This window comes from Blautia sp. DFI.6.71, from assembly GCF_020593585.1.
Classification (GTDB): Bacteria; Bacillota; Clostridia; order Lachnospirales; family Lachnospiraceae; genus Blautia_A; species Blautia_A wexlerae.
This window is the reverse complement of sequence record NZ_JAJDMJ010000061.1, coordinates 1-20,161: the sequence shown is the minus strand read 5'-3', so window position 1 is coordinate 20,161 and position 20,161 is coordinate 1. Positions and strand designations below refer to the sequence as shown.

19 protein-coding genes are annotated in these 20,161 nt (G+C 39.9%); 18 read left to right on the top strand and 1 reads right to left on the bottom strand.

Translation table 11 applies throughout. The features are described from left to right. Positions 1 to 295 precede the first annotated feature (295 nt). From LJE12_RS17245 to LJE12_RS17185, 13 genes are all read left to right on the top strand, one after another. Positions 296 to 1,552 carry a serine/threonine protein kinase gene (locus tag LJE12_RS17245; protein ID WP_120062590.1) on the top strand — a complete coding sequence of 419 codons (1,257 nt, stop codon included), beginning with the start codon at positions 296 to 298 and terminating at the stop codon, positions 1,550 to 1,552. Further along, positions 1,536 to 2,534 (top strand): hypothetical protein, encoded by a 999-nt coding sequence (locus LJE12_RS17240; RefSeq protein WP_227226699.1) that lies wholly within the window; start codon positions 1,536 to 1,538, stop codon positions 2,532 to 2,534. The genes LJE12_RS17245 and LJE12_RS17240 overlap by 17 nt, the downstream gene beginning before the upstream one ends. A gap of 66 nt (positions 2,535 to 2,600) precedes the next feature. Further along, a complete protein-coding gene (locus tag LJE12_RS17235) occupies positions 2,601 to 3,248 on the top strand; it encodes an HAD-IA family hydrolase (protein WP_008703695.1) in 648 nt (215 codons plus the stop codon). Between the two features lie 68 nt (positions 3,249 to 3,316). Further along, complete coding sequence (locus LJE12_RS17230; RefSeq protein ID WP_227226700.1) at positions 3,317 to 4,087, top strand: CPBP family intramembrane glutamic endopeptidase; 771 nt, start codon at positions 3,317 to 3,319, stop codon at positions 4,085 to 4,087. A 350-nt stretch (positions 4,088 to 4,437) separates the two neighbouring features. Further along, positions 4,438 to 4,812, top strand: coding sequence for a GntR family transcriptional regulator (locus LJE12_RS17225; protein WP_019162114.1), 375 nt, complete (start codon positions 4,438 to 4,440; stop codon positions 4,810 to 4,812). After that, positions 4,809 to 5,711 (top strand): ABC transporter ATP-binding protein, encoded by a 903-nt coding sequence (locus LJE12_RS17220; protein ID WP_055058424.1) that lies wholly within the window; start codon positions 4,809 to 4,811, stop codon positions 5,709 to 5,711. The genes LJE12_RS17225 and LJE12_RS17220 overlap by 4 nt, the downstream gene beginning before the upstream one ends. Further along, positions 5,686 to 7,743: a DUF6449 domain-containing protein gene (locus LJE12_RS17215; protein WP_055153044.1), complete on the top strand. Its 2,058-nt coding sequence runs from the start codon at positions 5,686 to 5,688 to the stop codon at positions 7,741 to 7,743. Before LJE12_RS17220 ends, LJE12_RS17215 begins: the two co-directional genes overlap by 26 nt. Then, positions 7,740 to 8,507 carry a pseudouridine synthase gene (locus tag LJE12_RS17210; protein ID WP_055153046.1) on the top strand — a complete coding sequence of 256 codons (768 nt, stop codon included), beginning with the start codon at positions 7,740 to 7,742 and terminating at the stop codon, positions 8,505 to 8,507. The genes LJE12_RS17215 and LJE12_RS17210 overlap by 4 nt, the downstream gene beginning before the upstream one ends. A 326-nt stretch (positions 8,508 to 8,833) precedes the next feature. Continuing rightward, a complete protein-coding gene (rpsB, locus tag LJE12_RS17205) occupies positions 8,834 to 9,577 on the top strand; it encodes a 30S ribosomal protein S2 (RefSeq protein WP_022380890.1) in 744 nt (247 codons plus the stop codon). 100 nt (positions 9,578 to 9,677) lie between these two features. Further along, entirely contained in the window at positions 9,678 to 10,616 is a 939-nt protein-coding gene (tsf, locus tag LJE12_RS17200; protein ID WP_008703687.1) for a translation elongation factor Ts, read from the top strand. Between the two features lie 472 nt (positions 10,617 to 11,088). Continuing rightward, entirely contained in the window at positions 11,089 to 11,616 is a 528-nt protein-coding gene (locus LJE12_RS17195) for an O-acetyl-ADP-ribose deacetylase (protein ID WP_055054004.1), read from the top strand. Positions 11,617 to 11,619: 3 nt separating this feature from the next. Further along, on the top strand, positions 11,620 to 12,174 hold the full coding sequence (locus LJE12_RS17190) for an SGNH/GDSL hydrolase family protein (RefSeq protein ID WP_161275909.1): 555 nt from the start codon (positions 11,620 to 11,622) through the stop codon (positions 12,172 to 12,174). A gap of 24 nt (positions 12,175 to 12,198) precedes the next feature. Then, on the top strand, positions 12,199 to 12,462 hold the full coding sequence (locus tag LJE12_RS17185) for a hypothetical protein (protein ID WP_008703683.1): 264 nt from the start codon (positions 12,199 to 12,201) through the stop codon (positions 12,460 to 12,462). A 188-nt stretch (positions 12,463 to 12,650) separates the two neighbouring features. Here the strand turns inward: LJE12_RS17185 and LJE12_RS17180 are convergent, their stop codons facing one another. Next, on the bottom strand, positions 12,651 to 13,499 hold the full coding sequence (locus LJE12_RS17180) for a hypothetical protein (RefSeq protein WP_227226701.1): 849 nt from the start codon (positions 13,497 to 13,499) through the stop codon (positions 12,651 to 12,653). Positions 13,500 to 13,705: 206 nt separating this feature from the next. Between LJE12_RS17180 and LJE12_RS17175 the strand changes: the two genes are divergently transcribed. From LJE12_RS17175 to LJE12_RS17155, 5 genes are all read left to right on the top strand, one after another. Then, positions 13,706 to 14,248: an RNA polymerase sigma factor gene (locus tag LJE12_RS17175; protein WP_227226702.1), complete on the top strand. Its 543-nt coding sequence runs from the start codon at positions 13,706 to 13,708 to the stop codon at positions 14,246 to 14,248. After that, on the top strand, positions 14,242 to 15,348 hold the full coding sequence (locus tag LJE12_RS17170) for a DUF4179 domain-containing protein (protein WP_118670188.1): 1,107 nt from the start codon (positions 14,242 to 14,244) through the stop codon (positions 15,346 to 15,348). The genes LJE12_RS17175 and LJE12_RS17170 overlap by 7 nt, the downstream gene beginning before the upstream one ends. A gap of 446 nt (positions 15,349 to 15,794) precedes the next feature. Continuing rightward, positions 15,795 to 16,628 carry an AraC family transcriptional regulator gene (locus LJE12_RS17165; RefSeq protein ID WP_026648780.1) on the top strand — a complete coding sequence of 278 codons (834 nt, stop codon included), beginning with the start codon at positions 15,795 to 15,797 and terminating at the stop codon, positions 16,626 to 16,628. A gap of 446 nt (positions 16,629 to 17,074) precedes the next feature. Beyond that, the gene (locus LJE12_RS17160; protein ID WP_227226733.1) at positions 17,075 to 18,442 is read left to right on the top strand and encodes an MFS transporter; all 1,368 of its coding nucleotides are present in this window, start codon (positions 17,075 to 17,077) and stop codon (positions 18,440 to 18,442) included. 71 nt (positions 18,443 to 18,513) lie between these two features. After that, entirely contained in the window at positions 18,514 to 19,947 is a 1,434-nt protein-coding gene (locus LJE12_RS17155) for an alpha-L-fucosidase (protein WP_227226703.1), read from the top strand. Positions 19,948 to 20,161 lie beyond the last annotated feature (214 nt).

The following is a 20,161-nucleotide window of genomic DNA, read 5'->3' as shown; positions in this document are numbered from 1 at the left end:
AGGCAATCTGGAATGAATTTTGGCTACGTTACTGAGAACGGAGTGAACAGTAACGTATACTAAGCCCTGTTTACATATATTGTAAATGGGGCTTTTCAAAAAGAACGAAATGTGCTATTATGTATTTATCTAATCTATACGTGATGAAATTCTTTCATCACATTTTCCATTTTTGTTTTAAACGAATTGTGAATATCTGCTTGGCTCAGATAAACTGCGGAGCAGTTATTCGGTTATGAGCAAGTAGCGAATCTGATGATTTTATCTGTTTGACAATTGAACAGGAGGTGAACCAGTGAATTTATCTGGAACTGTATTAAAAGGGCGTTACTGTATTCTGGATCCTGTTGGAAAAGGCGGCAGAGGGAAAGTTTACCTTGCCAGAGACCTGGAACTGGGCGTCTTGTGGGCGGTAAAAGAAATACCGGTATCCGACAAAAGTGAAGCCCATATGCTTTTGAAACTTTCGCATCCGTCTTTGCCAAAGATGATAGATTACATAGAAGATAACCGAAAATGTTACCTTGTTATGGAATATGTCAGGGGAAAATCTCTGGGTGAGTATTTAAGAGGCGGAAAACATTTTTCCATAAATGAAATCGTTAAATATGGAATGGAGATTTCAGATGTATTCTCCTATTTTCATGGTCGGAAACCACCGGTTTATTATGGAGATCTGAAGCCTGACAATCTGATGCTGGGTGAGAATGGAAGATTATATCTGATCGATCTGGGCGGTGCTGTAAACGGATATAAATATCACCATAAAGTATGTATAGGCACTGCCGGTTTTGCTGCGCCGGAACAATATGAGGGAAAGATAAATGCAGCAACAGATATTTATACATTTGGAAAAACATTATCTGCCTTATGTGGAAAAACAGATTGTCTGTTATTCATCCGGAACATGTCATTATTCTGGCTTATTTTCAGATGCTGCATGAAGAAACCGGAAATGCGTTATCAAAATATGAAGACTGTACAGAAAAAACTAAGCAGAATCCAGAAGAGACAAAATCAGAGTAAAATTAAAAACATGTTGGTTTTGGCAGGGAGCAGTATTGCTTTTGCAGTAATAACTGTTTTTCTTCTGTTTAGTTCTGATCTGGTATCCGGTTCCAAAACATTTGATTTTTATGAAGAGCTAACTGATATTACAGACCTTTATTATCAGGAAGAATTTCAAAACGGCAGTAAAGCGGACAGGGAAAAAATCTGTGAACAGGCAGATACCGGACTGCGGAAATTACAAAAACAATGCGCTGAAAAAGAGGAGTCCAGAGAGATATTACAGCTTCTGGCAGTAAACAGTGAGTACCAGGAAAATTATGAAAATGCAGGATTCTACTATGAGCAAATGCTTCTTTATGATGAAACGTACAGAGCCGGATACGGTGAATATGGAATGTTCCTGTTCCGTACCGGGAAAAAGGAAGCCGGTCAGGCACTATGGACAGAATATAAGTCGAAAGAAACAATGTTAGACGATACAGTCAGCAGAAATCTGAGATTGTGGGAAAAGGAGATGACTAAGAGTGAAGAAAAATCATAACAGACTCTGGATTGTGACATTTGTATGTTTATGTCTGTGTCCGACTTCGACTATCTCTGCCATGCAGATGGGAGGTTTTGATATTGATGTAGGAAATGGAGAAAACAGCAGCTGGCAATGGCATGAGGAACAGCAGTGGAATCAGAGCAGTTGGGAGAATACGTGGGAAAATAACCGGCAGACTGGAGACAACACATCAGAAACTCCTGTACAGAACGATCAGGCCCAGGACAATGGATATCAGTATGATTCTGATATAGGAAACGGAACACAGGATAATATACAGCAATGGGATGGTGTACAGCAGAATAACACTGACTGGAATAACAGCAGTCAATGGAACAATAATTCTCAGTGGGATAATAATTCTCAGAATAATAATGTCCAGAATAATAATGCCCGGAATAATAATTCTGCATGGAACGCTCAACCTCAGACAGATAACAATATGCAGATAACATCCCGGACGGATAATGAATCCGCTGTTAAGATATCAGAAAAACCCACCCCAACATCAATACCTGTACCAACACCTAAACCTGCGAAAAATCCGAAGCCGACAAAAACACCCAAATCAACTCAGCCCCCAACTCCTAAGCCGTCAAAAAAGAAAAATAAGAAGAAACAAAATAAAGCAAAGAAAACAGAAAAAGAAAACAAGAATACAGGTAATTCCAAAGTATTTCAGAATAAAGAAAACCAGGGGGATACTGTTGAATACACGCATGTAAAAGATGAAGCTGTTAAGTTTCATTGCACACAAAATACAGATAGTTTCCATACCCCGCGAATTCAGATAATATCCCGGGGCTCTGTTCAGATTCTTTCTTTTCGGCTTAACAAAACAGAATGTCCCTGGCATTGGGAAGGAGACTGGATCATACCGGATACGGAAGATGAAAATGTAAAAGAAATAGAATTGTTGGTTATCTCTCAAGGCGGAAAGCTGATAAAAATGAATCCCCGGATTTTTTCCTCATAGACGCTTCAGGAAAACAATGCTATAATTTATCATATTATATCAATTTTTCTGAGACAGGAGGAATCTATGTACAAAGTAATTTTGTTTGATTTAGATGGAACATTAACAGAATCCGGAGAGGGTATCACCAAGTCTGTTCAGTATGCACTGGAGAGAATTGGAAAGCCTGAACCGGACCTTGAGAAACTGAAGGTTTTCATAGGACCGCCGCTTATGGAGATGTTTATGCAATATGCACAGATTGATGAGGCAACCGCAAAACAGGCGGTGGAAATTTACAGAGAACGCTATTCTGTGACAGGAATCTTTGAAAATGCCGTATATCCGGGAATTGAGAACATGCTGGCACAGTTGGAGAAGAAAGGATATATTCTCGCAGTAGCATCCTCTAAACCGGAAGTATATGTGAGACAGATCCTGGATCATTTTGGACTTACCCGGTACTTCACAGAAATCGGCGGAAGCGAATTGAATGGTCGAAGAACAAACAAGACAGAAGTGATCGAAGATGTTCTGAAACGTCTGAATATGGACAAACACAGAGATCAGGTTATTATGGTTGGAGATAAAGAACATGATGTATACGGAGCACGCAAAGCTGGCCTGGAATGTATTGCAGTTTCTTTCGGATATGGAACTGAAGAAGAGCTTAAACAGGCAAAACCTCTGAAAATCGTTGATTCTGCAGAAGGAATCGTAGATTTTTTCGCCTGAGCCCTCTGCGAAAACAAAATATTGTTTCTAAAATCTGGAGGGCAGGATATCCGGCAGGAATCCATTTTGTGATTTCGCAGATCGTTGCAGGGACTGCGCTGGCAGTATTTGCAAGAACAGCAGGAAATTCGGCAGAGACATACTATAATTACACGATTTTTCTCACAGGCTTAACAGGAATCCTGGCTATGATCCCGGCATTGTATTTTTATCGAAGAGATAAAGTTAGAAGAATTGCCAGCGGCCTGATCCCGGCGCAGAAAAAAGTACCGCTTTCTATATCGGAAACAGTTCTTTTACTTCTGGCAGGAGCCGGATTTGCACAATATGGAAACTTCCTGATGGCAATACTTCAGTCATTTATCAACAGCAGCACCTATCAGGAGAGCATGACCAGAATTACAGAAGGAAAATCACTTTTTATGATGATTTTCTGGATGGGAATCGTTGCGCCGGCAGCAGAGGAAATGATCTTTCGCTGGTTAATCTATCTGCGTCTGCGTGACTGGATGAAGCTGCCGGTGGCAGCAGTGATTTCCGGAGTGGTCTTTGGTATATATCACGGAAATATCGTGCAGGGAATATACGCAAGTATCCTCGGAACTGCATTTGCATGGATACTGGAAATGAGTGGAAATATTTACAGCAGTATGCTGCTCCATATGGGAGCAAACATCTGGTCACTGCTTATCTCAGAATATGCACTGGATTTGTATTCCATGAAATATGGGGTACAGATTCTCATATTAATCTATCTGATTCTGTTGATCAGTGTGGTATATTGCCTTACCCATTTCGAAAAGATGTGCAGTATAAGAAAAAAGAAAAGAATGATATAAAAATAGAGACAAGATAAAGACATCTGCAATTGTGGAATGACAGTACACATGCAGGTGTCTTTGTTATTAGAAAAAAGATTATGTTAAGGCAAAAAGAAAATAATCAGTATACGGAAATTTAGATGTACTGGAAAGAGTAAAACCTAACAGTTTGATTAGGATTCGGAAATAACCTTTTACTGAATTAAACAGAGAATATCTGTTTGACAAATAAGTATTTAGCTATTAAGTACTTGACAGATACAACAGTATTCTGTATTATGAATGTATCAATACAACTAATACACTAAGTACACACATAAAATAAAACAACACATCATGAAACACGTAACAGAAAGGAGGAATCACCAGTGATTGTTTTGGATTATCAGGACAGGCGTCCAATCTATGAACAGGTTACAGATAAATTTCAGATCCTAATCCTGAACGGTGTCCTGCCGCCGGGATCGCAGATGCCGTCAGTAAGGCAGCTTGCCACAGAACTGTCCGTCAATCCCAACACGATCCAGCGTGCATATATGGAGCTGGAGAAACTGGGACTGATCTATCCTGTAAAAGGCAGAGGAAATTTCGTAGCAGACAGCTCTCAGGTACAGAAGATAAACAGAGAGAGCTACCGAAAAGAATTCACAGCACTGATACAGAAAGGCAGAAACACAGGATTCAACAGAGAGGAACTGGAGAAAATGCTTGCGGAAATCTTTGAAAAGGAGGACGAATCATGATAGAGATCAGAAACTGCAGTAAAGCTTTCGGAGAGATCCATGCCATTGACCATGTATTAATGGAAATCGGTGAACGCCAGATTTTCGGACTGGTAGGGACCAACGGTGCAGGAAAGAGCACGCTGCTTCGAATGGCTGCCGGAGTGATAAAGCCGGACGAAGGAGAAATCCTGGTGGATCAGGAACCGGTCTATGAGAATGAAAAGATAAAACAGCAGATATTTTACATTTCAGACGGTGGATATTTTCCACAGGGATATACGGCAGCAGATCTGAAAGATTTCTACAGAGAATATTATCCGGACTTTATGACTGACCGTTACAGTAAATTAATGGACCAGTTTCATCTGGATGAGAAACGCAGGATCAGTTCCTACAGCAAGGGAATGAAGAAACAGCTTCTGGTCATTATGGGAATCAGTGCAGGGACAAAATATCTGTTATGCGATGAAACGTTCGATGGACTTGATCCGGTCATGCGTCAGGCAGTAAAGAGTCTGTTTGTGTCTGAAATCATGAATCGGGATTTTACCCCGGTGATCGCATCTCATAATATGAGAGAACTGGAGGACGTGTGTGACCATGTAGGATTCCTGCACAAAGGAGGAATTCTTTTATCCAGAGAACTGGAAGACATGAAATTCCATATCCATAAGATCCAGTGTGTACTGCCGGATCAGACAAAAGAAGAAGCACTTTTGAAAGAATTGGACGTTTTAAAGAAAGAACATCAGGGATCACTTCTGATACTTACTGCAAGAGGGACCAGAGAAGAAATACTTCAGAAAGTACAGACACAGAATCCAATATTCTGCGAAGTGATTCCATTGACACTGGAGGAGATATTTATCAGCGAAACGGAGGTGGCAGGCTATGAAGTCAAAAACATTTTCTGGTAGATCATTAAGAAGCAGCTTAAAAGGCAGTACCTGGATTCTGGTGCTGTTGTTACTGGGGTTTATGGTTGCATTTCCGGTAGCAGAACTGATGCTGATCGGAAATCAGACGGATGAAATCCACAGGATGACTTTTGCCATGATCTGTTCCTATCTGATAGTTCCAGGCTTTTTGGTTACAATGCTTGCGGCCGTTGTAAATGCCCTGAATGAATTCTGGTATCTTTTTTCCAGAGATAAGATTGATTTTTATCACAGTCTTCCGGTAACAAGAAGCAGGTTCTTTTGGGAAAAAGCAATCAGAGGTTTGGTGCTGTATCTGGTTCCATATGTGATCATGGAACTGATCACAATGGCGATCGCAGTCAGCAAAGGACATGGTAGTCATCTGATCACGGCAGCGGGGAAAATGTTTCTGGAACATTTGCTTATGTATCTGCTGCTGTATTTCGGAGCAGTGTTGGCACTGGCAATTGCGGGAAATATTCTGGCAGGTATTCTGTCATTATGCTGTGTTTACCTTTACGGACCGGTACTGGGCATTCTTTTATGGGTGCTGGAAATGATGTATTTCAGAACGAATATGGGACTTAAAGAGGGAATGGCAGAAAAGATATCTGTTTTTCTTTCACCTGTATCTATTTCCGTGGCATTGCGGACTTATTCAGGACAAAAGAATTTCTGGATCATTATAGTGGGCGGGATACTGCTTCTGATTGTTCTGGCAGTATGTGCATATCTGGCATATACAAAGCGTCCAGCTGAGAAAACAGGAAAATCTTTTGTTTACGGATTTCTGGAACCAATCCTTTTGTTTATGGTCGTAATCCCTGCTGCTCTGGCAATTGGAACGATGTTTGCGCTGATCGGACCGGAAGAGAACAGGACTGGCTGGTGGATATTCGGGCTTGTGCTGGGGACAGTTGTATTTTATGGAATTTTGCAGGTTATTTTTGCAATGGATTTCCGTAAAATGGCAGCACATAAGCTGCAGCTTATGCTTTTGGGAATATGTGTAGCTGTCAGTGCCTGGATATTACACACAGATGCCATCGGATATGATACAAGAATTCCGACAATGGCAAAAACTGAGGGAATCAGTCTGAATCTGGAGTGGATAGGAACTGAGAGTGTGAATGAACCGCAGATGGAAGTGAGTTCTGGTTCATATAAACTGGACAGACTCTTTTATTTTATGGGCGGAAATTATGGCAGATGGACAGATGCAGGAATGTCAGATAAAATCTATGAAGTGTTAAAAGAAATTGCGTCTTATCAGAACAGTAAGGAGTGCAGCGGAACAGAAATAGGAGTTCAGTTTAAAAAGAAGAGCGGTTTCGATATTACCAGACAATATATAGTGACAGCGGAGCAGCTTGGCAGACTGCTGGAAGCATGCTATGAGCAGGGAACATTAAAAGATAATAAATATGATATTCTGGAAAAGTACAGACAGAAAGTGTCTTTTATAACAGTAGATCCTTTAAATGAATTAGATGATCAGTACTCTGTAACATTGGAAAAATCTGACAGTCAGAAGCTGCTGGATCTGCTGAAACAGGATATAGCAGAAGCCTCACCGCAGGAACTTATAGGAATCCCGTGTGGACAGATGGAGCTTTACGCTACTTCCTATGCAGATATGGATGAGCATATTGCACCGGAATCCTATGCAGAAGTAGGAAGATATATTTTCCCGACATTTAAGCGGACACTTGTTTTCCTGAAAGAAAAAGGTTATGCTTTTGTTATGGAAAAAGAAAATCTGAAACAGTACGATTATTCAGTGACATATAATGCAGAAGAAATGGATGTCACAGATTCTGAACAGAAAGAAGAATTAGCCCAGAGCCTGATCCGTGAATGGGAGTGTCCGGCATGGCTGGAAACGGAGGCGGGTGTGAGTGTGAAAGTGGCTCTGAACAGTACAGAGTCTGCCGGAGAATCGCTAAACGGAATAGAGTTTGCTGTACTGAAAGCGAAAGAGCCGGAATTTATAAAGAAAATAGTAGAAACTGGCGAGGAAGAAGAATGAAGAAAGCAGTTCGTCTGGACAAGTTCCTGGCAGATGCAGGAGCAGGAACCAGAAGTGAGGTAAAAAAATTTATTCAAAAAGGAAAAGTCCAGGTCAACGGTGTGCCTGCAAAGAAATCGGAGATCAAGGTCAGTGAAGAGGATGAAGTAGTTCTGGACGGAAACAGAATTTCCCAGGCACCGGAATTTGTCTATTATCTTCTGCACAAACCGGCAGGGTATGTTAGTGCCACAGAAGATAAGCGGGACAAAACAGTGATGGAACTTGTAGCATCAGACAGAAAAGGCCTGTTTCCGGTGGGAAGACTGGACAAAGATACGGAAGGACTGCTTCTGATCACAGACGACGGAGCACTGGCGCATGAATTGCTTTCTCCAAAGAAACATGTGGACAAGACCTATTATGCGGTTACAGACGGATGTATGACCAAAGAGGATGTGCAGCGCTTCGCAGATGGTCTGGAAATCGGAGAAAAAAATCCCACAATGCCGGCAAAACTGAAGATCCTCAGTACAAGAAAAGTTGAAGAGACAGAACTGGAACAGTACCCGTCAGGATGGTCATCAGAAATTCAGCTTACGATCAAAGAGGGGAAATTCCATCAGGTCAAGCGAATGACAGAAGCAGTAGGAAAGAAAGTCGTCTATCTGAAACGAATTTCCATGGGAGTATTGACATTGCCGGATGATCTCAAAAAAGGCGAATGCCGACAGTTGACTGCAGAAGAAGAAAAGAGATTAAAAGAAAGTGTTGTCATAAAATAAGTAAAATTGTAAGAATACATGGTTGATTGTCCGTTGATATAATGGACATTATAACATGTGTCGGTAAAGTGCAGGAAACTGAGTTTGTCAGAAGCAGATCAGAACCTGGAAGAAACTGTAAAAATAATAAAAAATTTGCAAAAAACCCTCTTTACATGGAGGGTTTTTGTATGCTATACTACAGAAGTTGCGAGTCATGCGCATCTATTGCGTGTGCAAAAATATACACGTTCGGAGATTCCCGCGGATGGTGCCCTGCGGTGTGAGGCTGGGTCCCCAGGAAAAAGAACCGGGCGGAAGAAATTAACCAAAAAAGGAGAACAAACATGAGCGTTATTTCAATGAAACAGCTTTTAGAAGCAGGCGTACATTTCGGACATCAGACAAGAAGATGGAACCCTAAAATGGCTCCATACATCTACACAGAGAGAAACGGTATCTACATCATCGACTTACAGCAGTCTGTAGGTATGGTTGACGATGCTTACAATGCAATCGCTGATATCGTAGCAGACGGTGGAAGCATCTTATTCGTAGGAACAAAGAAACAGGCTCAGGATGCTATCAAAACAGAAGCAGAGCGTTGCGGACAGTTCTATGTAAACGAGAGATGGTTAGGTGGTATGCTTACAAACTTCAAAACTATCCAGAGCCGTATTGCAAGACTGAAAGAAATCGAAGCTATGGAAGCTGATGGAACATTTGACGTTCTTCCTAAGAAAGAAGTTATTGAGCTGAAAAAAGAACTTGCAAAATTACAGAAAAACATCGGCGGTATCAAAGAAATGAAGAGACTTCCGGATGCAATCTTCATCGTAGATCCTAAGAAAGAAAGAATCTGCGTACAGGAAGCTCATACATTAGGAATCCCGCTTATCGGTATCTGCGATACAAACTGTGATCCGGAAGAACTGGATTATGTAATTCCGGGTAACGATGATGCAATCCGTGCAGTAAAATTAATCGTTTCCAAAATGGCAGACGCTGTTATCGAAGCAAAACAGGGTACTGCAGATGTAGGCGGTGAAATCGAAGCTGAATCTGAAGAGTTCGCAGCTACAGAAGAATAATTTTTTGAACCAGTACAGGAAAGCCGACAGGCTTTCCTGTCATTGAAAAAGGAAAAGCCCCTCCGGGCGATTTACGAATATTATTCAGGAGGAAAATGAAATGGCTATCACAGCAGCACAGGTAAAAGAATTAAGAGAAATGACCGGCGCCGGAATGATGGATTGTAAGAAAGCTCTTACAGCTACAGAAGGTGATATGGATAAAGCAGTAGAATTCCTTCGCGAAAAAGGTCTTGCTACAGCACAGAAGAAAGCAAGCCGTGTAGCAGCAGAAGGTCTTTGCAAAACTTTAGTTTCCGAAGACGGAAAGAAAGCAGTTGTTGTAGAAGTTAACGCTGAGACAGACTTCGTAGCTAAGAATGAAAAATTCCAGAACTACGTTGCAGATGTAGCAGCTCAGGCTATGAACACAACAGCAGCAGATATCGATGCTTTCCTTGCAGAAGCATGGGCACTTGATACAACTAAGACTGTTAAAGAAGCTCTTGCAGCTCAGATCGCAGTTATCGGCGAGAACATGAACATCAGAAGATTTGCTCAGGTTACAGAAGAGAACGGTTTCGTTGCTTCCTACACACATATGGGCGGTAAGATCGGTGTTCTTGTAGACGTTGAAACAGACGTAGTTAACGATGCTGTTAAAGAAATGGCTAAGAACGTAGCAATGCAGATTGCAGCTCTGAAACCACAGTACACAAGCGATAGCGAAGTAAGCGCAGAATACATTGAGCATGAGAAAGAAATCCTTATGGCTCAGATTCAGAACGATCCGAAAGAATCCCAGAAACCGGCTAAGGTTATCGAAGGAATGATTACAGGTCGTATCAAAAAAGAGCTTAAAGAAATCTGCCTTCTTGACCAGACATACGTTAAAGCTGAAGACGGAAAACAGTCTGTAGCTAAATACGTAGAGCAGGTTGCTAAAGAAAACGGTGCTAAGATCACTGTTAAAGGTTTCGTACGTTACGAGACAGGTGATGGTATCGAAAAGAAAGAAGAGAACTTTGCAGAAGAAGTTGCAAAACAGATGGCACAGTAATCTGGTTTTTGCAGAACTTTAAAAAGAGTCTTAAAACCCTTGAAAATCCAGTATTTTCAAGGGTTTTTCTTATATACACCACTTCATATATTGCATTATAAATTCATGTAACTTTTTAAACGGATTTTCGTAAAATGTTCGTCATGGTTTTCGTAAAACCTGCGTACGAACTTCTTAACGAAAACTTTGCATGATTTTTAAGAAAAATGTGGCGATTTCGGTAGCTAACTATAAAGCAATTTATAATACTTGCAGGAATAGAGGTTCAAATTGCAAAAGGATTTGGGCAGTAGTAGGAAGGTTGGAAATGTGGTATGATTGAGAACAGGACATAAGAGAAAACAGGAACTGAATAGAGTGTGAGTAAAGAAGAAATCTTTGAATATGTGCAACAGCAATATGGAACACTCCCAGAATATCTATGGAGCAAATGACATTTTGGAAGAATACAGAAAGTGTGAGTAAAGAAATTATGGAATTGTTGAAAACAATCAGAGGAGACATTACAAAAATTACAGATGTTCAGGCAATCGTAAATGCTGCGAATAATTCACTTCTTGGTGGCGGAGGTGTGGATGGAGCAATTCACAGAGCAGCAGGACCAGAACTTTTGGAAGAATGCAGAACATTACATGGATGTGAGACAGGGAAGGCAAAAATTACAAAAGCATATAAGCTCCCTTGTGAGTATGTTATCCATACAGTAGGACCAATATGGAATGGTGGGAATCAAAATGAAAAAGAATTACTTGCAAGCTGTTATTTATCTTCTATGCAGCTGGCACTGGAACACAAAATCAGAAAAATCGCATTTCCGTCAATTTCTACAGGAGTGTATTCATTTCCGGTTGGACTTGCAGCAAAAATTGCAGTAAATACAGTTGCTGGATTTTTGAAGGAACATCCAGATGATTTTGATCTGGTGGAGTGGGTTTTGTTTGATGAACATACGGAATTGGTTTATGCGATAGAAGTAAATGCGCATAATAAAGGAATATAGAAGATGAGAATATTGATGTTAGGAAACAGTTTTACAACGGCAAATCATATGCCGGACATGTTGGCTGAGTTGACCGGTGCAGAGATTGTGCAACATACCCGTGGAGGGGAACGATTGGCAGATCAGTTAAATCCGAAAACAAAGATGGGAAAGCGTACACAGGAAGCTTTGCAAAATGAAAAATGGGATTTTGTCATTTTACAGGAAATGAGCAATGGTCTAATTACATCAAAAGCCAGTTTCCTTGAAAATGCGGAAAAACTCTGTGAGAAGATCAGGGAGAATGGAGCAAAGCCAGTTTTTTATGCGACTTGGGCATATCAACGTGGAGAAAAGAAGTTGGAAACTTTTGGAATGGATTATGATGAGATGTATCAGAAACTGTATGAAGCTTATCACCTAGCAGCAGATAGAAACCATACTTTGATTGCAGATGTTGGAAAGAAATTTTATGAACTTTCAGATAAAGTAAATCTTTATGCGGATGATGGGTGCCATCCAAATGAAAAAGGTTCCCAGATAGCAGCAGAGATAATTGCAGAAGTCTTGATGAATTGAATAACGTGATATGAAAAAAGCAGCTTGATTATCGAGTTAGTTACTCTCGGTTCAAACTGCTTTTCTTTTGGGCTTTATCTCTCATACAGGAGTATTGTCATCATCAAGTTGGAAAATATCGGCTATCTGGGATTCTATTTTTATGAAATCGTGGTGCCACAGGCAAAAGAAACTGCTTTGTCCATGGCTGCGGATGGAATGAAAGCTGAAAAAATAGCCCACTATCTTAAAGTAAGTGCTGCGATGGTTCAGAACTGGATCGATGAAAGCATGAGTGTTGTACAATAATTTAATGATATAATGAAGAGAAGCTGCCAGGAGATAAGAAAAATCTCTTGGTGGCTTTTGGGAATTAAACCTATGATTTTTTTGTAAAAGTTTAAACTATCTTCATTTTGCGGCAAAAAATAAATTTCATCTTTCAATTACTACTGGGGATGTCGAAATGTGGTATTAACCGACATCCTCTTATGATATCATCCTGCATATCTAACTTCCATAAATTGTCTTTCGTTATCAGCAATCGGTGGATTTTCCAACGCTTTAATCCAGTAGATTTCTCCATCGCATTCTAATTGAATATACATCTTTCCGTTTATGAGTGCGCATTTAATGATTTTTGTTAATGATCCGGTTTTCAGTGTTGTGTTCACCGCAGTAGCACCTGGTCTGGTATATGTCGGAAGATCACTGTTTACTGTGAAATGTCGGCTGCTTCCATCTGCGGAATATATTTCTTTGTAAGATCCATATCTGCTTGTCGGAACAAATTTTCCATTGACATATTCGTAGGTGAAATTAATTGCATTGATACCAAGAGAATAAGAAACGATGCTCTCTGTAATTACAATCTTATTTCCATTTAAGTTGGTAACTTCACCTATGCGATGGTTTCCGTATCCTGCCATAATTTCAGTGAAATCAAGGGCCTTTCTGAACTTTCCGTTTGTGTATTTTAATAATGCACATACAGGTCCGTCACCATTATCGGCTGGTGCATAGAGATATAAAAACGGCTGTCCGTTTTTCAATGTATAAATATTTGCTATAACATTATAAAAACGTGTATTTTTTAATCTGTAAGCTGTTTTTCCATTAACCGATACAGTAAGTGACGAATATGCTTCATCGTCGGTTTGATTGGCTGCTCTGATTCTGATTTTATCTTTCGTTCCATCACCGGTAACATCATATGCTGTGTATGTCCGATTTGCTTTTAATTGGACCCCATTTGCCGTTGCTTTTACGGGTATGGAGAAGATAATTGCAAAACCAATTGCCAGAAACATAGTAAACACAGAAATAAAATTGTTTCTTTTTCTCATAAAACATGACCCCTTTCGTGTAGGAATTGCTATAATTTTTACATTTTTATTGTATCATTGTATATGTGCAAACTGTATTTTTTACATTACAAAATCCTGAGATAATTTTATGAGAACCAATTCTCTTCCCGATGCATCTAATTAGTGTAAAAGTAAAAAGTAAACACGTGTAGTAATCCGGCTGGACAAAAGGAGAAGACAAAGTTATGACAAAAGATGTATTTATTAAGGAGGTTCGGGATGCAGAAGCCATGCTGTATCATATATCAAAGTCCATTCTGAAGAATGACTCTGATTGTGGGGATGCTGTGCAGGAAACAATTCTTAAGGCATATGAGAAACTTCCCACCTTAAAGAAAGAAAAGTATTTTCGAACATGGATCACAAAGATATTGATCAATGAATGCAATGGGATTCTTCGGAAAAGAAAAAATGTTATTCCATATGAAGAATATATGGACAATATGAGGCTGACTGAGGAGGACAGATACAGTCATCTGTATATGGCGATTATGGAACTTCCGGAGGATCTGAGGATTTTGGTAACATTGTATTATTTAGAAGGATTCTCACAGAAAGAGATCAGTGAGGCTCTGGATATTCCGGAAGGAACGATTAAAAGCAGACTTTCCCGTGCAAGAGAGTTTTTGAAAGAACAGTTATCCGATGAAGAAGAGAAAAGACCGATGCCTGGGAAAAACAGCAAACCATCAAAGAGAATAATAGGAAAGGGGAAAATGTCATGTTAGAGAACAAATGGAATAATATAGCACCGGAAGTACCACAGGATTTTCATGAGAAATTTGAAGAGACACTGAGACATATTGAGCAGGCAGATGCAGTTGATAAAAAATACAAAAGAAAAAGAATCAGTGGCCGATTACTGATTGCAGCAGCAGTGATCTGTACAGGCATGGGAGTAACAGTGGCGGCAAAAGAGTTCTTTAAATGGAATGACCATTTGTTAAAAAGACTGGAACCCTCTGAGGAACAGCAGGAAACGATGCAGGAATCAAACTATATTCAGAATATAGACCAGTCTGTAACACAAAATGGTGTGACGGTTACCCTGACAGATTCTATTCAGGATCAGGGATTCCTGTATGCTTTTTTTGAAGTGAAAACAGAGGACAGTATTTCTATGACTGATCATACTTCTTTTGAGGAGATGACACATTTTAAAATTGATGGAAAAGAAGTATATGCAGAAGATGATGACAGATTTGGAAGCCTGAGTACAGGTGTGAGCCAGGATAATCTGCTGAACTATGATCAGGATTCGGCACATTCTAAATATTTCACAGCATGCATTTCTTATGACAGTGATTATAATCTGAGTAATAAAACTGTAGAAATCACATTGAAGAATCTTACGGAGGAAGGGGATTATGATAAGACTGTTATTACAGATGGAACATGGGATTTTAAATGGACTCTGGGTGCAGTAAAGCCTCCGACAACTCTGGAAGTGAACCGGAAATGTGATTTTGGAGGTTATGAAATCACAGTGAAAAAAATGGAAGTAACGCCCCTTTTATGGTCATTATATCTTGATTATGATGAAGCTATGAAGGTGTATGAAGATGAGAAAAACAAGTTTGAGTACACAGGTACAGATTATGGCATGGATCTTTATGGCAGAGCTAATATTGACCAAGTGCGTTATAAAGATGGAACGGTTTTAACACTCGATCTGACCATGGGAGGCATCGCTGGCGGTGGAGAAAAACAGGATAAGGAAAATGGTGTCATGATCATCAGAAACAGCTTCCCGCAATTGGTTGATGTAGATAACCTGCAGGCGGTACATTTTGGAAACATTGACCAGTGGCTTGAAGTGCGGGAATAAAAGTTTTTTTCGGTGATATAGAAAAATCCTCCCATAATTAGATAATGAGAAAATACAAAAAGAACCGATACAGTCTTTGCATGATATGATATCGGTTCTTTTTGGCTAAGTCTGCCAACTATGAAATTTTGTTTATATATTAACGCATCCTGTTCATGTACAGGAAACGGATTCTAGCGTATACTGAAATTATTGATTACAAGATCTACATAAACTGCAAATACAGATTCCGGGTTATATCCGGAAGCCATATTCTGCACTTACCGGTAAAATCTGTAATAGTTGGCATAAAAGTTCATTACATATTCGATATAAGCTTTAAATCTTTTCATTGTCTGTTCCTCCCTTTCTTTATCTTATGGCTGTATTATAAAGCAGGTTGACCGGTATTTCCTGCCAAATAGAAAGAAAAAACAGACAAATCTTGCAAAAAGGAGATCAGGTAAATGTTTCCTGTATATGAGGAGAAGAAAGAAAACCTTCATTTTAGAAGTAAAACGTCCAGACATGCTTCCCCACACCTTCATAATTCCATAGAATTTATATATATTACAGAAGGAACCCTGGAGCTTGGGATGGGGCAGGAACTGTATCATATGGATAAGGGGGACTTTGCAGTAATCTTTCCGGATGTGATCCACCATTATCAGGTGTTTTCACCAGGGATAAACAGAGGCTGGTATCTGTGGGCAGGGATGACGCTGACAGGACAGTTTGCAGATACTCTTCAGAAATCATGCCCTGATAATCCAGTAATCACATCGAAGAATTTACACCCGGATATCCGGAATGCAGTAAAATGTCTTTATGATAATAAAAAAAGAAAAGATAAGAATCCTGTTGTTGAACAGGCATATGTGCAGATTTTGCTTGCAAGGAGCATCCCCTGTTACAGACTGACGGAAAAGAGCAGTGTGGAGAGCAGTGATATTATCTATCAGACAGTATCTTATATTGCGAAACATTTTAAGGAACAGGTTTCGCTGGAATCTATGGCAAAAGATCTGGGGATTAGCAAATTTACACTTTCACGGGTATTCTCAGGAACTTTCCACAGGAATTTTAACCAGTATCTTAATGAGCAGAGGCTCAATTATGTCTGTGTACATCTGGAGTGTACAGATAAAAGCATCACTGATATATGGCTGGATGCAGGATTTGACAGTCAGAGGACATTTAACAGGGCATTTCGGGAACGGTACAGGATGACACCCAGAGAGTATCGTTCTCTTTATAAAGAGAAATACATTTTACAGACACAGGAAATGGAGGAATTGTGAGAGGCAGTTCTTCTGGTCTGATTGAATAAAACTATCCCGAACAAGTACAAGGTTTTTATGCTTGTATTTTGTTCAGGATAGTTTTTTTATCCCTATACAGAAATCCGGAAAACATAGAAAAAAGATATCCAAAAGAGCAGTTGTAATAATGTACAAAAATTACACATAAAAATTATGCAATTATAACATTAGTAAAAAAAACGGACCCGGGACTTTACAGAAATTTTATAAATCGAATAATTTTGTGCATGTTTTGCCTAAATTTGTTTATATGAATTTAACAGAGAAAAGGATATAATTTTCATCGAACAAGAGATGCGTAGGAAACAGCAGATGTGAGAACAAGAGGAAGAGACAAGAGCAGAGAAACAGAAGACTATCAGATATCTCACTGGTGTAAACGCATGAAAACAACCTGGAGAAACCAGGAGAAAGCGAAGGGAAAAATGGAAGAAAAGAAGTACTTGAAATGGTATAACAAAGTAGGATATGGTTCAGGTGACATGGCTGGAAATGTGGTATATTCATTTCTGTCATCCTTTATCATGATCTATCTGACCAACATAGTTGGTCTGAATGCAGGTATTGTCGGAACACTTATTGCAGTATCCAAACTGTTTGACGGTGTAACGGATATCTTTTTTGGAGCTATGATCGATAAAACAAAGAGCCGTCTTGGAAAAGCAAGACCCTGGATGCTTTACGCATACATTGGCTGTGCGGTAACCCTGGTAGCAAACTTTGCTATTCCGACTAACATGGGAAAATTTGCACAGTATGCATGGTTCTTTATTGCCTACACCCTTTTAAATGCAGTCTTCTTTACTGCAAATAATATTGCTTATGCGGCACTTGTAGCATTAGTAACCAAGAACAGTAAGGAACGAGTTGAGATGGGATCCTGGAGATTCATCTTTGCTTTTTCAACGGTCCTTATTATTCAGTCAGTGACAGTTAAGTTTGTACAGATCCTTGGAGGCGGGGCACATGCCTGGAAAGTGGTTGCCATCGTGTTTGCGATTGTAGGTGTCATTGTAAATACAATTTCTGTTTTCTCTGTAAAAGAGCTCCCGGAAGAGGAACTGAACGGTGATGGAGTTGTTGATGATGAGATAGAAAAATATGGCCTTGTAGAGGCGGCGAAACTTCTGTTTTCTAACAAATATTACATTATGATTTCCGTAACATATATTGTACAGCAGACATATTCTGCTATGCTGAACATGGGTATTTACTATATGACATATGTTCTTCTTAATGAAGATCTCTATGCTGTATTCTCCTGGGCAATCAATATTCCACTGATCATTGCCCTGATCATAACACCTACACTGGTAGCTAAATGGAAAGGCCTTTACAAACTGAATATTGTAGGTTATGCGATTGCAACTGTCGGAAGAGCACTTGTTGTTGTTGCGGCTTATATGCACAGTGTACCTCTTATGATTCTCTTTACTGCCGTATCTTCATTCGGACAGGGACCATGGCAGGGAGATATGGGAGCAGTTGTGGCAAACTGTTCTGAATATACTTACCTTACAAAAGGCAAAAGAATTGATGGAACCATGTATTCCTGTACATCTTTCGGAACTAAGCTTGGTGGTGGAATTGGTACTGCACTGACAGGATGGCTTCTGGCTGCAAGTGGATTCAATGGCGAAGTTGCTACTCAGTCTGCATCCTGTCTGAGTATGTTACATTTCATGTATCTCTGGCTTCCTGTAATCCTTGCCCTGGTAATCACCTTTATTATGACCAAGATGAATGTGGAAAAAGCAAATAAAGAACTGAGAGCTAAAAGATTGAATGGTTAAGTCGAAAAAATGAAAATATTTTCCTTTCTTTTGCAGATGGGGATGATTAAGAACAAAAAGGGGAATCAGTTATGAACTATAATGGATTGAAAGAAGACAAAAGATTAGTTAAAGTTGTACCGTCAGCAAGACAGATCGCATATGAAAACATGGAGTTTTTCTGTTTCATTCATTTCACTGTAAATACTTTTACAGGAAGTGAATGGGGAGATGGAACAGAACCGGAATCTATTTTTAACCCGACAGAACTGGATGCACGCCAGTGGGCAAAAACAGCAGCTGAGGGCGGGATGAAGGGACTGATCCTTACATGTAAGCATCATGATGGATTTTGCCTGTGGCCATCCAAATACACAGAGCATAGTATCAAGAATTCCCCGTATAAAAACGGAAAAGGGGATATTGTCAGGGAAACAGCCGAAGCATGCCGGGAGTTTGGCCTTAAATTCGGTGTTTATCTTTCACCCTGGGACAGAAACAACAGCAGCTACGGAAAAGGAAAAGAGTATGACGATTACTATCTGAACCAGCTGACAGAGCTGCTGACAGAATACGGTGATATCTTTGTGATCTGGCTGGACGGTGCATGTGGAGAAGGACCAAATGGAAAGGTCCAGAAATACGACTGGCAGAGATACTATAAGGTGATGCGTGAACTGCAGCCGAATGCAGTGATCTCTATTTCAGGACCGGACATCAGATGGTGCGGAAACGAAGCCGGGGAAGTAAGGCCGAGTGAATGGAGCGTTGTTGCAAAGGACATGACTGATCCGGCGATCACAGCAGCGTTAAGCCAGCAGGAAGATAATGAGGAATTCCGGAACAGACCGTTGGACGAGACCCAGACAGACCTTGGAAGCAGGGAGCGTCTTGCAAATGAAAAAGAGCTTGCATGGTATCCGGCAGAGACTGATGTTTCAATCCGTCCAGGCTGGTTCTATCATGAGGAAGAAGATGACCAGGTCCGTTCATTTGAAAACCTGAAAGACATTTACTTAAAATCTGTAGGGGGAAATACCACATTATTATTGAATCTTCCTCCTATGAAAAATGGCCGTATCCATGAAACAGATGCAGCAAATCTGAAACAGTTAGGCGAGTTTATTGAGAATACATTTAAATACAATCTGGTTGGTGAAGCAGGTATTACAACGATTCCGCCACTTGACTGTCAGGAGAAAGAACCTACAGTATTAAGAACTGATGATTATGAGACTTATTTTATGAATGAAGAGGGAACAAATAAACTCATGATCAAGCTTAACTGGGTTGAGAAAAAGAAGCTTAATTATCTGGTACTGAAGGAAGCCATTCCATTCAGCCAGAGAGTAGAGAAGTTCAAAGTCTGCTACGAAGAAAATGGAAGTATGAAAGAATGTTATAATGGAACTACTATTGGATATAAAAAGATCATTGATCTCAAAGGAATACAGACAGATTGCCTGGCAATCGTGATTGAAGACTCCAGAGTAGCACCGGTAATGTCTTTCGTGGGAGTATATTAATTGAAAACTGACATTTTTAATTGAGAAACGAGGCCACTTTTTCAGATAAACAAGGTTTTTACATTCAAAAGTAAATCGGGATAAAATAAAATCATAAGATATAAAGTGCGTATGAATTCATATATTGAGGGGGTTAAAATGGCAGCATATTATTTAGCGGTAGATATCGGAGCATCCAGCGGACGTCATATCCTTGGACATATGGAAAACGGAA

Coding starts and splice junctions, on each gene's coding strand:
- LJE12_RS17235 (WP_008703695.1), top strand. CDS start 2,601: ATGTACAAAGTAATTTTGTTTGATTTAGATGGAACATTAACAGAATCC.
- rpsB (WP_022380890.1), top strand. CDS start 8,834: ATGAGCGTTATTTCAATGAAACAGCTTTTAGAAGCAGGCGTACATTTC.
- LJE12_RS17190 (WP_161275909.1), top strand. CDS start 11,620: ATGAGAATATTGATGTTAGGAAACAGTTTTACAACGGCAAATCATATG.
- LJE12_RS17180 (WP_227226701.1), bottom strand. CDS start 13,499: ATGAGAAAAAGAAACAATTTTATTTCTGTGTTTACTATGTTTCTGGCA.
- LJE12_RS17170 (WP_118670188.1), top strand. CDS start 14,242: ATGTTAGAGAACAAATGGAATAATATAGCACCGGAAGTACCACAGGAT.
- tsf (WP_008703687.1), top strand. CDS start 9,678: ATGGCTATCACAGCAGCACAGGTAAAAGAATTAAGAGAAATGACCGGC.
- LJE12_RS17210 (WP_055153046.1), top strand. CDS start 7,740: ATGAAGAAAGCAGTTCGTCTGGACAAGTTCCTGGCAGATGCAGGAGCA.
- LJE12_RS17215 (WP_055153044.1), top strand. CDS start 5,686: ATGAAGTCAAAAACATTTTCTGGTAGATCATTAAGAAGCAGCTTAAAA.
- LJE12_RS17220 (WP_055058424.1), top strand. CDS start 4,809: ATGATAGAGATCAGAAACTGCAGTAAAGCTTTCGGAGAGATCCATGCC.
- LJE12_RS17165 (WP_026648780.1), top strand. CDS start 15,795: ATGTTTCCTGTATATGAGGAGAAGAAAGAAAACCTTCATTTTAGAAGT.
- LJE12_RS17195 (WP_055054004.1), top strand. CDS start 11,089: ATGGAATTGTTGAAAACAATCAGAGGAGACATTACAAAAATTACAGAT.
- LJE12_RS17160 (WP_227226733.1), top strand. CDS start 17,075: ATGGAAGAAAAGAAGTACTTGAAATGGTATAACAAAGTAGGATATGGT.
- LJE12_RS17175 (WP_227226702.1), top strand. CDS start 13,706: ATGACAAAAGATGTATTTATTAAGGAGGTTCGGGATGCAGAAGCCATG.
- LJE12_RS17155 (WP_227226703.1), top strand. CDS start 18,514: ATGAACTATAATGGATTGAAAGAAGACAAAAGATTAGTTAAAGTTGTA.